The sequence below is a fragment of the Spirochaetota bacterium genome, from assembly GCA_038043445.1.
Lineage (GTDB): Bacteria > Spirochaetota > Brachyspiria > Brachyspirales > JACRPF01 > JBBTBY01.
The window spans coordinates 120985-136553 of record JBBTBY010000013.1; the positions used below are offsets into that span (position 1 = coordinate 120985).

11 protein-coding genes are annotated in these 15569 nt (G+C 56.3%); 9 read left to right on the forward strand and 2 right to left on the reverse strand.

Annotated features, from left to right (window positions below; all coding sequences use genetic code 11):
- Window positions 1-17: 17 nt before the first annotated feature.
- The 8 genes from AABZ39_02225 (at window position 18) to AABZ39_02260 (ending at window position 12700) form a co-directional block, all read left to right on the forward strand.
- The gene (locus tag AABZ39_02225; GenBank protein MEK6793566.1) at window positions 18-2684 is read left to right on the forward strand and encodes a hypothetical protein; all 2667 of its coding nucleotides are present in this window, start codon (window positions 18-20) and stop codon (window positions 2682-2684) included.
- A 3-nt stretch (window positions 2685-2687) separates the two neighbouring features.
- Window positions 2688-3008: a hypothetical protein gene (locus AABZ39_02230; protein ID MEK6793567.1), complete on the forward strand. Its 321-nt coding sequence runs from the start codon at window positions 2688-2690 to the stop codon at window positions 3006-3008.
- Window positions 3009-3060: 52 nt separating this feature from the next.
- On the forward strand, window positions 3061-4425 hold the full coding sequence (locus tag AABZ39_02235; protein ID MEK6793568.1) for a substrate-binding domain-containing protein: 1365 nt from the start codon (window positions 3061-3063) through the stop codon (window positions 4423-4425).
- 174 nt (window positions 4426-4599) lie between these two features.
- Window positions 4600-7200, forward strand: coding sequence for a carbohydrate binding domain-containing protein (locus tag AABZ39_02240; GenBank protein MEK6793569.1), 2601 nt, complete (start codon window positions 4600-4602; stop codon window positions 7198-7200).
- Between the two features lie 119 nt (window positions 7201-7319).
- On the forward strand, window positions 7320-8174 hold the full coding sequence (flgF, locus tag AABZ39_02245; protein MEK6793570.1) for a flagellar basal-body rod protein FlgF: 855 nt from the start codon (window positions 7320-7322) through the stop codon (window positions 8172-8174).
- A gap of 60 nt (window positions 8175-8234) precedes the next feature.
- The gene (locus AABZ39_02250; GenBank protein ID MEK6793571.1) at window positions 8235-9359 is read left to right on the forward strand and encodes a hypothetical protein; all 1125 of its coding nucleotides are present in this window, start codon (window positions 8235-8237) and stop codon (window positions 9357-9359) included.
- A 15-nt stretch (window positions 9360-9374) separates the two neighbouring features.
- On the forward strand, window positions 9375-12272 hold the full coding sequence (locus AABZ39_02255; GenBank protein ID MEK6793572.1) for a Cache 3/Cache 2 fusion domain-containing protein: 2898 nt from the start codon (window positions 9375-9377) through the stop codon (window positions 12270-12272).
- The gene (locus AABZ39_02260; protein MEK6793573.1) at window positions 12269-12700 is read left to right on the forward strand and encodes a septum formation initiator family protein; all 432 of its coding nucleotides are present in this window, start codon (window positions 12269-12271) and stop codon (window positions 12698-12700) included. Before AABZ39_02255 ends, AABZ39_02260 begins: the two co-directional genes overlap by 4 nt.
- A 20-nt stretch (window positions 12701-12720) precedes the next feature.
- On the opposite strand, the gene AABZ39_02265 is transcribed toward AABZ39_02260, so the two are convergent.
- Window positions 12721-13341, reverse strand: coding sequence for a HEAT repeat domain-containing protein (locus tag AABZ39_02265; GenBank protein MEK6793574.1), 621 nt, complete (start codon window positions 13339-13341; stop codon window positions 12721-12723).
- Window positions 13342-13484: 143 nt separating this feature from the next.
- On the opposite strand from AABZ39_02265, the gene AABZ39_02270 reads away from it, so the two are divergent.
- Window positions 13485-14219, forward strand: a complete 735-nt coding sequence (locus AABZ39_02270) for a helix-turn-helix transcriptional regulator (GenBank protein ID MEK6793575.1) — start codon at window positions 13485-13487, stop codon at window positions 14217-14219.
- 52 nt (window positions 14220-14271) lie between these two features.
- Here AABZ39_02270 and AABZ39_02275 read toward each other — a convergent pair whose 3' ends face one another.
- Window positions 14272-15528 carry a hypothetical protein gene (locus tag AABZ39_02275; protein ID MEK6793576.1) on the reverse strand — a complete coding sequence of 419 codons (1257 nt, stop codon included), beginning with the start codon at window positions 15526-15528 and terminating at the stop codon, window positions 14272-14274.
- Between the last annotated feature and the right edge of the window lie 41 nt (window positions 15529-15569).

Genomic DNA, 15569 nt, shown 5'->3' on the forward strand with positions numbered 1-15569 from the left:
CAACGGAGGGTGCATCTATGGGACGCATCGCATCACCGATACTATGCGCTGTATGTGCGGCCATCATCTCCTCATTGCATGCTGCAGAGCCGATCGTTCCTGATATCATCATCCCGAAGAGCGACCCTGCATTCGGGGCGCTTAAGAGCATTCCAGTCTATGTTCAGGAATGGCATATTTGGTGGGGGTTCCCGTACCCCGATCCGACGCGCGAACTTTCGCACATGTCGATAACGATGAACCAATTCCTCGAGCCGTGGCGCCTTGACTGGGACAGGAACGGGTACCCGCTCCCCGGACTCTATGATTCGAAGAACAGCGATATCATCCGCTGGCAGATGCGGTGCATGCGTGCGGCGGGCATCAGCGGTGCTGCGATCATGGTGCACCCCACCGACGGCGGGGGGAAAGTGTTCGCGCAGGAAGGCGGCGGTTTCATCGATGAACTTCTTACCATGGCGGCCGAGGAGAAATTCCAGATCTTCTTCATGGACGAGGTCGCGTTCATGGAAGGCGCCCCGCGCGATCCGGCGATAATGACCGAGCGCGTGATACGTTTCCTCAAGAAATACGGCTCGCATCCGGGGTTCGGCCGTTTCGAGGGAAAGCCGATCTACTATTATCAGACATTCGGGTTCTGGATCGGTGCGGATGCGACGAAGAAAATGATGGATGCGGTGGAAAAAGCGGTCGGCCCTGTCTATTGGATGATATTCGGCAATGTCGATGAGCTCGTGAAGATAGACAATGTCGCTGCCATCATCTGCGGGGCGAGCAGTCACTACCAGGACAAGACAACACGCGCCTGGGACTGGAAGAAAAGCGGACAGGATGTATTCACGATAGTCGCCAAAGCGCATGAAAGTAAAAAGAAGGCATCGAATCTCAACCACATCAAATTCGAGAACAGCTCGCAGCCGTGGCGTCCGCCGGGAGTGCCGATGTACGGCTACCGGAGCCGGCGTATGATCGATATCACGACGAATGCGGCGGCGGCCGGTTCCGATTTCATCATGCTCTCCTCATGGAATGACTGGGAAGAGGCGACCGCGCTTGAGCCGGGCTGGGATGTCGACGGCTTCGCCGGTGACCCGTATCTCTATTGCCGCACGCTCGCTGCGCTCCGCGGTATCGATTTCATCCCGCCGCCCAATCCGCCGAAGACCGCAGTGCATCCGACGATATGGGAGAAGCTCGGCTACGGAGACGGTGCGGGCCCGATGATAGAACGTGTGCGGCGATCGCATCAGCGCGGCGATGTCTTCGAGGTTATTGTCGCTGACAGCATGAATCCCGTTGTCAAGCTTGAGGTTGTATGGGAAGGCGATTGGCACTGGCGCGCACAGCAGCCCGGCGAGGATGCTGCGAGCGGTAATCTTACGCTTGTTTCAGGCGCACTTGCACCCGCACAGACGGTGAATTCGCCGCTGCAGTCCACAACAACGCTTTCCATGAGCCGTTTCCGCATCGGGAATGCATCAACCGCGCTCAGTACCGAGCTCAATTTCGAAGCGAAAGATGCGCCGCAGGTCGGAGCACTGCCGACGGTCGGCGCTGTGTATGCGCTCGATCCCATCAATCCGCTCGAGGGACTTACCGCGGAGATGACAGCGGCAGCGCCGCTCAAGCGTTTCGAAGGCACGATAGTATCGAATATATCGCTTCGACTTGCGCCGCACAATAAACCCGAGGACATCGGCGTGGATACCTGGGAGGGATGGCATGCACGTACGGCGACAACGCCGGTGCCGGTCGCTATCGACGGCAATCGATCATTGAAGATACGGACATCGGGCCTCGGGCAGAAGCGCATCGCACAGATATCCGTGCTCGGTGCACCGCGCGAGGAACGAATGTTCCCGACAGACCCTCAGCCTGTCGACGGTTCGGTAAAGCGTGTGCGGTACTATGTGCCGATATCCATTGCGCGTCTTGAAAAACCGGGACTGCAGTGCGTATGGTTCCGCGCGCAGGATGCCGCTGGCAATTGGGGCACGCCGAAGCTCGTTGCCGTACCGAACTACGAATTCCCGCCGCCCGATGACGGCGCTGCGGTCAGCACCGCGGATGCCGACTGGAAAAAGGACACCGGCGCCGTGTTCGCCTGCCGGTTCGAGAGCGGCGAAACGAAATGGACGAAGACCTGGCCTTCAGGGGGAGGCATCGGAAGCCGTGTGAAGGAGCGTTTCGTCACCGAGAACAATAATTTCATCGTCGGCAATGTGCTTTTCAGCGCACCCTTCGATGCGCCGATATCGGGGTCGTTCCGCGTGCAGACACGGATGCTCCATATCGAAGCGAATCGTGCGATAAGTGTTTGGCTTACCGATACGAGCGGCGGCAACGGCGTCGGCATGACATGGACGTACAACGGCCTGACGCATGCGAACGGTCAGGGCGATGTTCATCTCATGACGGTAGCAAAATCGAGCGAGGTCGAATTCAACGAGAAGAACGCAAAGCGCGCCAGTACACCGACGGCGAGCGGACACCGGGCGACCGCGAGCCCGCTTGCGCTCATGGAGATGGAATACAATGCGAAAGAGCGCACGCTCACGCTTTCCATCGATGGCGTCCGCAAGGGAAGCGCAGGCGATATTGTCATACCGACGCTTGAAAAAATATATATCCGCGGCAACGGCAGGAATATGTTCGATGATATTCTCGTCGTACCGCGGGAGTGACGCATGGAACTGTACCGGAGCGGCAGCGGCATTCAGACCATCGGCGGGAATACTCGCCCTGTGGCGGCACAGCTGGCGGCAAAGAATGCTCCGCTTATTCCCGTGACAGTAGGGACCGAAATGCTCTATGAACAGGGCCGCATCGACATCGGTCAGCCGCAGAACCCGGAGCCGTGGGTGAATTTCTTTCGGCAGGACGATTGGTCTTCGACGGCATACTTCTATCTCGATAAAAACGCATTCGCCCTCCCGCCGCTTGCGGGCGTTTCGCTGAGGACGGCAGGCCTCGCCGGCGATGCGAATGCCATGGCTCGTAACGACTGACAGTGCTTGACGCATAGTGCCTGCGGTTTATACTCGACAGCGGGTGAACGACATGGCACGTATTCCAGCGGCGGCGGCACGCTCAATAGCCGTCATCAACAAGCAGTTCTTCCTCAAGAACCTCGCCGCGAACAGGCTGTTCTCCGACTTCATCCGCGGCGTATCCGACGGCGCAGGAGATGCTGGTTTCCTCCCGATATTCCTCGACAAGGGCACATCGATACCGCGCTTCATAGCGAGCGGGCAGTATAAGCGATATATCGGCGTGATCGCGGCCTGCCCCTGGGAGCTCAAAGAGGAGATACCGCATTTCCGGCGTCTTCTGAAGCGGATCCCATTCGTTTCGGTGCTGTCGAACACGCTGCCGGGTGTATGCGCGCTTCCCGACAACAGCGCGGGAATGGAGAAATTGACCGAGCATCTTATCGCTGAAGGGCACCGCGACATCGGTTATATATCGCTCAAGTATGAGCCGTATGCGCTCGAGCGCTTCCGCGCATTCGCTGCGGTCATGGAAAGTCATTCGCTCCCTGTGCGGCAGGAATGTGTCGTCGGATTCAATGTCAAACGGCGGGTCTTTCGTGCGGCACAGTCGCGGCTGAGGAAAGTGACCGCGTTCTCGAAAAGCCTTCCCGCACACATGGCGGCGGCCTTCGATGCCGTACTCACTATCCCTGTGCACCCGAGCGCCGTCATCTGCGAGAGCGATCATATCGCCTATCATTTAATACAGTATGCGTCCGCACGCGGGCTTTCTGTTCCCGAGGACATCGCGGTGACCGGGTTCGACAATATCCCCTGCACGATAGATACGGATCGTGCCGAGGCGCAGCGGCTGACGAAACTCCTTACCACGATCGACCAGAACGCATACCGCATCGGCAGCGAGAGCGTGTCGCTCCTTGCTGCTGTCATCGAGGGGCGCGCAAAGAACGGCACGCGCATCGCGATAGAGCCGACGATGGTGATCCGGCGTTCATCGCTCAAGCGCTCGCTCTCCGACAGCGTGCAGGAAAAGGAGATGTTCCGCCGCACGGCGCACTCCTATATCGAGCGGTATTTCGCGGCGCCATTACAGTTAAAACGCATCGCCTCTGAATTCGGCATCGATCACGGAACATTCCTCCGGAAGTTCAGGAAGTACTGCGGTGATAATTTTGTGCATGCAGTAACGAAGCGTCGGCTCGCGCAGGCATCGCTCCTCCTGCGCACTACGGCCAAGCCGGTAAAGAGCATCGCGTCGATATCCGGTTTCGCATCGTACGAGAATTTCATCAGGCTGTTCACGAAGGATATCGGCATTACACCGCTTGCGTACAGAAAAAGATCTCGGAAAACCGCCGCGAAATCAGAGAACAAGGGGTCATCCCTCGACTCACTTCGACACAGCTCAGTGCGAGTCGCTCGGGAACCGTGACCCCTTGTTCCAAAATGTTCTGTCGTCGATCTCGAAAGTGTTGCGTGTCGCATGCCAGCAGTACCATTTCGCGGCTTTCGCATCGAATTGAGCACATGAACGAAAAGTGCATTTTCTGAAAGTGCATTTCTTATTCCGATAGATGACGTATACTACCGGTATCGGAGGATGCCCATGAGACGAATACTGATACCCGCTCTCGCCATTGTACTTTCCGCCCTGCTTACCGCCGCCCCGCGTACTGTCATCGACCTCGGCGGCGATTGGAAATTCAACACGAAGGACGATCTGTCATTCGCGAAAGAACGTACTGACGACGCATCGTGGAAAACCGTGCGCTTCCCCGGCTTCTGGCAGGAGCAGGGTTTCGCCGATAGCGGCCATGTCTGGGCACGGAGAACGGTGTCGGTGAGCGGTGCGCTCCCCGCCGAACTTGTCATCGACGGGCTTTATGACGAAGCGGAAGTGTTCGTGAACGGCAAACGCGCGGGCAAAGTGCGCGGCAGTATCGGCATGATGGCGAACCTTTTCCCGATACCCGAAGCGCGGCGCATCGATGTGAGCGGACTTTTCCGTACCGGTGAAAATGTCATCGCGATACGCTTCTTCGATAACCCGACACGCAGCGAATGGATATGGCGCAATTTCCCCTATCCAAGTGCGAAAGGGCTTGCCGGCATCGAGAAAGGGATATCGCTCGAATGCGCACAGGGGGTATTCATACGGTTGGTCGACATACGCGTGGCGGAAAAAGGCATGGTCGAGAGCGCGTACCGCTTCGGCGTGACCTGCGTGAACAGGACCGGTAAGACCGTGAATGCAGCGATCTCGCTCACTGCTGCCGGCGAACAGAAAAAGTCGGTCTCGATAGCGGCGGGAACATCACGCATCGATCTTGCCGTGAAGAGCAGGAACGGTTTCGGCAAGAAGTCATATGCGGTATCGCTGGCATCTGACGCCGGGAATGATTCGGCCGATGGCACCTGGCATACGGTGATCATCGAACCGAAGAACGGGAAGATATATCTCAACGGCGAGGAGTTCATCGTCAAGGGGCTCAACGGTCATCTTCTGTGGCCGGAGCCGATAGCAGCCGACCTCATCGAGCTTCTCATGGACATGAACGTGAACCTCGTGCGGCCGCCGCAGGGTAATCATCTCTGGTTCAAGGACTATGATCAGTTCCAGAGCGTCATGGTGTTCCCGGTCGTGAGCGGGAATTTCTCCTGCAAAGAGATAGCAGACTGGACGAAGCCGGTCCCGAAAAAAACGTACACCTTCGAGGAATCGGCGACGAATGAGATCGCCGATTATATCGCTTCCGCATCGCTTTCGCCGATGATATTCGGATGGAACACGGCCAATGAGATCGAAACCGGCAACAAGCCCGAACGCGAAGAGGCGCTCGTTGCGCTCTTAAAGACCATGCGCGACTATGTGCGCCGTGATGACGGTTATGAACGCCCGGCCATCTATGCGAACCTCATGATGGAATCGCAGCGCATCACCGGCGGTCAGGATGTGATAGGCTACAATCACTACATCGATCCGGACAGCTTCGATTTCGCGAAAGTGAAAGCGGTGAGCGGCAACACGCCGTTCGTCTATTCCGAAACGGACTGCCCGAGCCTTTACTGGAAACTCCCGTACTGGAACAATATCCCGTTCCATATTCCGTATCAGGAAAAGACGTTTAAAAAGATGCTCGCAGCCGGCGGCAGCGGCACCATGCTCTACAGCGGTCTCTTCGATTATTATGAACGCCATGTCGGCGTGCTTTCCGGCGTCTGGCAGAAGCCCGATCTTACCCTCGCGAACATGAAGATCAATGAAGAGTACCGCGATTTCGTGCGCTACCTCTACCGCGACTTCGATCATGCCGTCGTCTCCGGGGCATGGGCAAAGGGCAGCGCTGCCGTCATACGCATCGTGAACATCATGCCCTATGCGCTCAAGGGTTTTACGCTTATCTCCGGGGATAACGCATCGAAACCTGTTGACATCGCTCCCGGTGCGAAGACAGAGATAGCGCTCACCGCAGGCACGAAGCGCGTGCGCGCGGAGTTCACCACGCACGGGGGACTAAAGCATGCAACATCATTCGTCCCGTCGGAGCAGTACACCGCGCCGGCGCAGACGCTTTCCGGGCTTGTGAAGACGCTTGAACGCAAAACGTATGCCCTTGAGAAAGCGGCATCACTGAACGGCTGTCTCTCGCCTGAATTCAAGAACGTCGAGGACGGCGCGCTTGGGCAGAAGAATTTCAATGTTGAAGGCAAATCGCCCGCCGCAGCGATAGAGCCGGGGAAGGATATCACCGACGATACGGAAGGCTCAGCCCGTGTGTTCTCGTTCACCTATAACAACGCCGGTTTCCGCAATGACTGGATACGCATCACCATGCCCTCGCCGGTCACCGACATCAACGGATGGGACGGCATTGCGCTTCGGATAAGGAACGACGGCGGTATCCGCAAGATCGGTCTCGTGATATTCGACGATAAGGGCAATCCCGTCGATATCTATGCGGTGCCGGTGCTCTATGAAAAAGGCTGGACTACCGTTCATTTCATCTTCAACAATAAAGAACAGCTGCGAGAACAGAGCACGAAACAGTTCGATGCGCTCAACCGCGCGGCGGTCAAGACCTTCCGATTCCAGATCGACGATTATGTGATCAAGGAAGAGCTCACTGCCGATGACCTCGCCCGTGCGCATACTATCGGTGCCGGCGAGATAGCCATCGGTGAAGTGGCGCTTATTAAACTGAAATGATATCCGCCCGCAAAGCCGTCGCAAGACGCGGTGATCGGTCCATCCGGAACCCAAAAAATCCTTATGCCGCCCGGGTTTTTCCCGATAATTGATAATGACATCGATATCGGGAGAGAACTATGGTCAGAGGACTTTACACCAGCGCAAGCGGCATGATGGCCCAGCAATACCGCATGGACGTGGTCGCGAACAATCTCGCGAACGTCGATACCGAAGGGTTCAAACGCGAGATAGCCTGTCTTAAGGCATATCCCGAGATGCGCCTTGCCCGTACCGACGATGACGGCGTGGTGCTCTGCCCGCTCGGTTCCACCGATATGCGCCCGTATGTCGGACGCCTCGGTACCGGTGTTGAGACGAACGAGGTGTTCACCGAGTTCAGCGAGGGATCGCTGAAAGCAACGGAAAACCCGCTCGATTTCGCGCTCGAGGGCGAAGGCTTTTTTGCGATACAAACCCCGGCCGGTGAACGCTATACCAGGAACGGCTCGTTCATTCTCGACAAAGACGGCTATGTCGTCACCAAGCAGGGCTATCGCGTGCTCGGCGAAGAAGGCCCGATAAAGATAAAAACCAACAATTTCATGGTCGACGAGAGCGGACAGGTGTTCGTCAATCGCGACCTCGAGGGCGATGACAAGCGCCTTGTGCAGATGACGGAGAACGACTGGCGCGGCAGCGACAGGGCGGATCGCCTCCGCATAGTACGCTTTGACGACGAACGCTTCCTTAAGAAAGAAGGCGAGTCGCAGTGGTCGGCCACCGAAGTGAGCGGCGAGGCGATGAACGCGCAGGTCGGCATCGATCGTCCGAAAGTGCTTCAGGGTCATCTGGAATCGTCCAATGTCAATGCCGTGCAGGAAATGGTCGCCATGATAGAAGTGCAGCGCGCCTATGAGCTCAACTCGCGGAGCATCATGACGCATGACACGCTTATCGGCAAGGCCGTCAACGAGGTCGGCAGAACGGTATAAATTTTTCTTCGAATGCGATATAATGGACCTTGGACTTTCTGTAGTGCAAGGCATACCGATATGAAGCGTATCATCATCCTCTTACCATTCCTTATTCTCCCGCTTCCAGCAGCCCCGACAAATACTGCCGCTTCCGCATCATCGTCAGCGGCGACCGCTGCGGCAAAAACAGCTGATAATGCATCGAAAGCGGAAGAAGCGCTTGCGAACACCAAGCGCACGTTCCTCTACGGGACACCGGCGCAGATACGCGGCACGCTTGACAGGATAAAGAAGACGAAGAGCGATCGCGAACTTGATATCATCTCCGAACATTATAAGGGCGAACGCAAGCGTCCGGTAAAGCTCGCCATACTCGCGTTCTTCAAGGAAGTCATCGATGCGCGGGCAAAGCCCATACTGCTTGCAGCGCTCGCCGACGAGGACGATGCCGTTTCAAAAGAAGCGTACGGCATGCTCGTGTATTATCCGGAAAAGGACCTCGAGCAGTTCATGATCAAGGGACTTACGCTCCGGGATACGGTATCGCTCGAGGGATGCATCAAGGCGCTTGGCGAGATAAAGTCGCAAAACGCAGCGACGAACCTCATTGCGCTTTATACGAACGAAGCGACGAAGGAATCGACACGAAGCGAGATCATCGCCGCCCTCGGAAAGATAGGCGTGCGCGAGGCGGAAGAGCACATACGCAATGCTGCGCGCGATGCCGGAGAAAGCGCCTTCGTCCGGTATCAGGCCATTGTTGCGCTCAAGGCATTCCCTACCAGGGAGAACTGGTCCGTGCTTCAATCCATTCTGGCCGAGGATGTGTCGGAACTTACCGCGCGTGTCATCTATGTGCTTCCGGCATACGGCGCGTTCACCGATGTGAAGCGCGAACTCATCGACGCGGCAAAAAGCGATTCAGAGCGGGTGCGTGAGACCGCGGTCAAGGGGCTTTCACAGTACAAGGGCGAGGATACGAAGAAGCTGCTTCTCTTCCGGCTCGCTACCGAGGCCTCGACCGATGTCGTGCTTGCCGTGCTCGATGCGCTCGCCGAGTATGATGACGGCGATGGCCCCGCATCGGAGAGCGCACGCACGGCCATTCGCGATATGTATAAGAATGCCCGCGTGACCAAGGTGAAGAACCGAGCGAAAGAGATACTGGACAAGAAAGGAATCGTGATCGACGAAAAGAAGTGATCACAGGAGGTCAGTGTGGCAATCGGTTTTCGCAGTAAATTAACTTTGTATATGTGTGCGGCATCCGCGGTCGGGATTCTGGCCGCCGGTATCGCAAGCCTTTTTCTGTTTACTGCGTTCGTTTCCGAGATGAATACGCGGCTCATCGGCGAATCGATCGATTCCGTTCGATCGGTGGTCGTCATGGCGATCAACGGACAAAAACGAAATCTTGCTCTGGCGAACAAGTACGTTGAAAAGAAAATATCCGCCGATCGACGGGCGACGATGACGTTTGCCAGTGAGAATCAAATAACGCATGAGAAAGGAAAACACATACTGCCGGTGATGCGTGTCGATGGCGTTGTAGTTTCGGGAAATAACGAGCTAATCGATCGTATCACCGATTATATCGGCGGTACCGTGACGATTTTTCAATTCATACCCGAGGGGATGATCCGAGTGTCGACCTCGGTGCGAAAAGCCGATGGCAGCCGCGCTATCGGCACGTACATCCCGACCAATTCGCCCGTGTATCAGGCTGTCGCCGCGGGGAAGGAGTACTACGGACGCGCGTTCGTAGTCACCGGATGGTTTCTAACCGGATATAAGCCCGTGCACGACGCCTCCGGAGCGGTAGTCGGATGCCTGTACGTCGGAACGAAAGAAGAAGACGTTGGAGATCTTCGGGAATTTATACTCAGTAAAAAGGTCGGAAAAACTGGTTATGTGCAGATATTCGACTCATCGCAGAGACAGGTCGTTCATCCGATGAAAGAATTGGAAGGCACCATACGCAACACACCCCAGCACAAGGAAATGGCTTCGAAGAAAGAGGGAACGCTGACGGCACTGCAGGCGTCCGCAGCGAACAACAATAAAGGAAAAATGAAAATCTACCGCTACACATACATCCCGGAGACCGATTGGATCGTGTGCGCGGATGTTCTTGCCGAGGAACTGAGCGCCCCGCTCAGCAAACTTCGATTCAATCTCATCATCATATTTCTGGTCGTTCTCTCCGCCGTGTTGATACTCTCTTTTTTCATCGCCATTTCCCTTACATCCCCCCTCAAGCACCTGGCCGGCGCCTTGGGCGAGATAGCTGCCGGGGACCACGACCTTACCCGTCGGCTTCCGGTCGCAGCGCGCGATGTCGTCGGTACGCTCGCTTCCGCGTTCAATCGTTTTGCCGACCATTTCAGCGATATGGTGGTTACCGTTAAGAAGAATGTTGTCGTGTCGCGCAAGGAAAGCGAGGCCGTATCCACCGAGATGGTTACGGGGGCGACGACGGTCAATGAAATGGCCCTTGCGACGAAGGATGTGGAGAAGAACATCGAAGAGCAGTTTTCGCTCGTGTCGGGCGCTGCATCGAACAACGATGCGCTCATCGGTGCTGTCGGGGAGATAGTCTCGGCGGTCAACGGCATACTGTCGAAAACGGCCGCACTGTCGACGATGATAACCGAGCAGGCGTCGAGCATCGAGGAGATAGCCGCAGCTGCCGAGGAGATGTCGAAGACCACCGAGAGCATCGGCACGGTGAGCGCCAAGGCGGATGAATCATCAAAGAAACTCTTTACCGTGGCCCAGGAGAGCAGGACGCTCATGGAAGGCACCGTGACCAAGATGAACGAGGTGCTTTCGGCCATCGGCGGGATCAGCGATTTCGTCACCGTCATCGGCGGTATCGCATCGCAGACGAACCTTCTTGCGATGAACGCGGCCATAGAGGCGGCGCATGCCGGTGAACAGGGCAAGGGCTTCGCCGTCGTCGCCGACGAGGTGAGGAAATTATCGGAAACATCGAACAGGCAGGCTGAGGAAGCGAAGCGCTCGCTCAAGCGCATCGCCGACAGCGTCAAAGGCACCGCGGCCGATCTTTCTCGTACGGCGGAAACGTTCACCATGCTCGCGTCCGAGACGAGCACGGTCTCGACGATAATATCCGAGGTGAAACACGCTACCGATGAGGAGTCTGCAGGCATCGCAGAAATGGTCACGGCCATCACCCAGGTGTCGGGCATGACGGCCCGTGTGAAAGAGAACTATACGCAGATAGATGAATCGCTCGCGGTCATAAAATCGCGGCTTTCGACGCTTGAGAACGCTTCAGCGGATAATGACACATCGATACAGCGCCTCACGCAGATATCCACCGCCATAACTGAGAAGATGCGCGAGATGGCACAGAACGCTGAAGACCTCAACAAAGCGATACAATCGCTGCTGGAACGCACCGTACAGACGACGAGGAGCGTTACCGCCGTCGAGGAGATAATCGATACGTACCGTGTGGATGGGTCCGTCGCGCTGCCGTCGCCGGAGATAATCCTCGATGTCCCAAAAGCAGCGGCGGGGGCCGGGATGGTAGTGAAAGGCGCCGCCATCGCATCGATGCCGGAGTTCATTAAGAACGAATTCGGTGAGGACGCGTTCACACAGTGGCTCGCCGCGCTGCCCGCGGGAGCACGTGCCGTGTTCGAGAACCCCATACCGCACAAGAACTGGTACCCGCTCACGAGCATGTACCTTGAGCCGTCCATTGTGCTGAGCAAACTGTTCTACAACGGAGAGATATCCTTTGCGTGGAAGGTCGGGAGGCTCAGCGCCGACATCGGGCTCAAGGGAATATTCAAGACATTCCTGCGCTTCGGGTCCGTGCATTTCATCCTCAAGATGGGAAGCATCATACTTCCCAGTTATTACCGGCCGTCGGCAATGGAGGTCGAACAGCGCGGAGAGACCGAAGGCCTCATCCGCATCACAGCGTTCGCCGAAATAAACGAGATGATCGAACAGCGTATCGCTGGATGGATGGAGCGTGCGCTTGAGATATACGGGTGCAAAACCACATCGGTAACCATACTCAATTCGATGGCGAAAGGTGCGGCGCACACCGAATTCCTTGCGAAGTGGACGATGGGATGAAGCGGCCTGTCCTTATCCTCATCGCGGCCGCAGGATATGTGCTCATCGCCCTCTATGTGTTCGTACTGAGCGAGGTCGGCATCATCAACCAATCGAAGGTGCGTTCGCGGATAGCAGGCATGGAGCGCGATATCGCCGTCATGACGAACGAGAACGCGCGTCTTGTACGCGATATAGAACGGATGTCGCATGATGCGTCGTACGTGAAGGCGCTCGCGAAGACGTACGGCTTCCGGGAAACGAGCCGCGAGCGCATCGTCGTTTTCATCGATGATAAGATACGGACGAACAAAGCGCGGGCGGAGGAACTCACCGCCGATATCCGGGAAAGTCAGCCGAGCTATTTCGTGTTGATCGTGTTCGCGGCGCTCACGATACTGCTCTATATCATCATCCGCACCGTCGCGAGGCGGAAGCGGGTGCCGTAACGGACGCACAAGCGGGCGTGCTAGCGTTTCGCCATTGCCGCCGTTATTTCTTCCAGCACACCGATGTCATCGTCAGTGTTCTTTATCTGCAGGAACGCATCATCGACGCGCTTGTCCTTATAGTACGCGAGCGTGCGTATCGTTTCCATCTTGAGCCAGCGTCCGGTCGTGCGCAGATTCGCCAGCAGCGGCAGGAGCGATGATTCGTCCTTATAGATGCGTGCGACCTTTGTCGCTTCAATCATCACCTGGCGTGACACATCGGCAAGTGAACGGTTAATCACGGGGATCGCTTCCTTCTTATCGATGGCGTATTCCCCGATACCGAATACCGCCATGCAGCGCACATTGAAATCCGAATCCGTTTCTGCAAGCTTAAGCAGGAGGCGTTCGACGCGTTCGCGTGAGGGCGACAGGGGAGCGAGGCGCCTGGCGAATTTCGAGAGGGTAAAAACAGCTTCCGCGCGGACTTCACGGTCGCCGCTTTCGGTGGCTTCGAGGAACCGCGCGATATCGGGCGTCGTCTGGGCGCTCACTTCGTTGAACACCGGTTCGATATCCTTGAGCATGCGTATGGTCTTGGGTGTGGCGCAGCCCATGAGGAATATCGTCGAGAACAGGATAAGGGAACGTACGTTCATTGATGATCCTTACTGGTACTATATCGCAAACACCATGGATGTCAATTGCCGCTGTTATTCCGAGCGGTCGACCCTCCCGTTCGTGCATGCACCGGGCACGGTCCGTCTTGACCGCGTATCCCCCTCCGCTGTATAATCACACCATGAAAACAATGATCGGTATCAAGGACAGGAAGAGCGGCTACCGCTTTGCAAGCGATGATTACGATCTCAGGCAGATAATACAGGTCCGCGAGGGCGTACTCTGCCTTCATGAACATGGCGCGGTGAAACGTATTCATCCGGGGGAAACGCTTGTCCTTTTTCCGCATACTCGTTTTGCCCTCTCATGCCCGGACGGGTACCGGGGTTTTTTCGTCATCATGCCGCGGTCAGGGAAGTCGATAGCGATGAAGCGTTCGATGATACTTTTCCGTGAGGATATTCTTGACAGCATGGGGCGCTATCTTTTCAGCGAGCTCATCGCCCCGAGGCCGCACGAAGCGGTGATGATCAGTGCCATGGCCGATCTCTTCTGCCGATTCGTATATGTACGATGCGCCCCGCAGCATGCACAACGGGGGAACGCAGCCCTCGTCCGTTTTGCAAAGGAGATAATCAGGGATGCGGCAACGGAAGCGGTCGGCTTGCGCGTGCTCTTGGGACGTATCCCCGTGAGCTATGAGCATTTCGAGCGCATATTCCGCCGCACCACCGGCATGCGTCCCAAGGAATATCGGGACAGCGTGCGCATCAGTACTGCGAAGCGACTCCTCGCGAAACGGGACATGCCGATCACCGATATCGCTTTTGAGTGCGGGTATTCATCATCGCAGCATTTCAGCGCCGATTTCAGGAAGCATACGGGAAAGACACCGGCTGAATTCGGATGCCGTTAGCGTAAAAGCCGCGCGGTCCCGTCTATCGGCGGATCACGGAACGTGTGATCGGTCACTGTCCTTCGAATTGAACAGAGATCACCGTTCTCTTTTTCAGATCGAAGCATATGTAGAGAACGCCATCCGTCTGACGCCATTTTCCATTCGCTAAATATCCGGAATTATCATCCCGTTCCAGCACAACGCCATGTATCATCAGTTGACGCACGGCCCTGTCCATGGGCATGCGAATCGTGAAATCAGGACATTCGATGGCTGATTCGAGGAGAATGTCCCCGCCATTGCTGCGCGCCACCCGGAATGTTTTTGCCGCGGCAAAGTATCGGGCTATCGATGAACAGGTCATCCATTGCACCTTTGCTCCGTGATGAAGCGCCAGGCGGCGGAACACCTCGCGGTAGACCGCAAGGCCTTTCTCCAGACACTGCCAGTGCCCGCAGAGAATGACGGGGCTCTTACCGTGTATCAGATCGGCCATTGCGCCGGCGGCGCCGTCCGCGCTGAGATAGACATCCGCCTGACGGTCAGGATCGGGACCGACGCGTTCGGCTACGGTCATGTCGACCATATGACCCGATGCCATGATACTGACCACGTATGACCCGGATGACCACTCGAAGGACTGTAAGCGCGGGGAGAGATCATCATTGGTCGGGGTATGCAGAAAATACCATCCGCCGCTGATGTCATTCACCCGCCGTAAGGCATTTCCCACAGCGCGGGAGTATGCCGCTTCATTCGCAATGCCGAAATCCCACGGGGAAGTGACACCATTGGCGATGACCCCGACATTCTTAAGCGCCGTCAATGCCCGGCCTATATACTTCTCAAGCGTATCTTCGTCCTGGGTCTGCGACCATCGCGCTTCGTTGAGAAGCTCAGGGCGGACAGTACTATCGACACCATCTTTTTCGGTGTATTGACGCGCTATCGGAAGGTCCGTTACAATATCGATGACTGGTCCATGGGAAATTATCTCCGGGGTGATATCGTAGTGCGGCATGACCTTTTCACGGATCACCGCGGTAAAATCGCTCAAGTGCTCTTTTATGACAGGGTCGGTGAGCATGTCTATCATCCCGAGTTCCTTGCGGTATGGCACCAGAGATAATTTACCCTTGACGCCGAATTCAGCGGTGAGGGACAGCAATCCATCCATTATATCCCAAGGATCGACATCGTTCTTTTCGGCGCAATTTCCGTTGACAATATCCGCGCAACGCCGCGGCGTAACTATCGGCATGCCGTCATCAATGATCAATGATATCGGGTAAACCAGATTCGGCAGTTCGACTATCACAAGTCCCATTGGGAATAACACTCCTTACGAACAGTTGAAAGGCTACACGA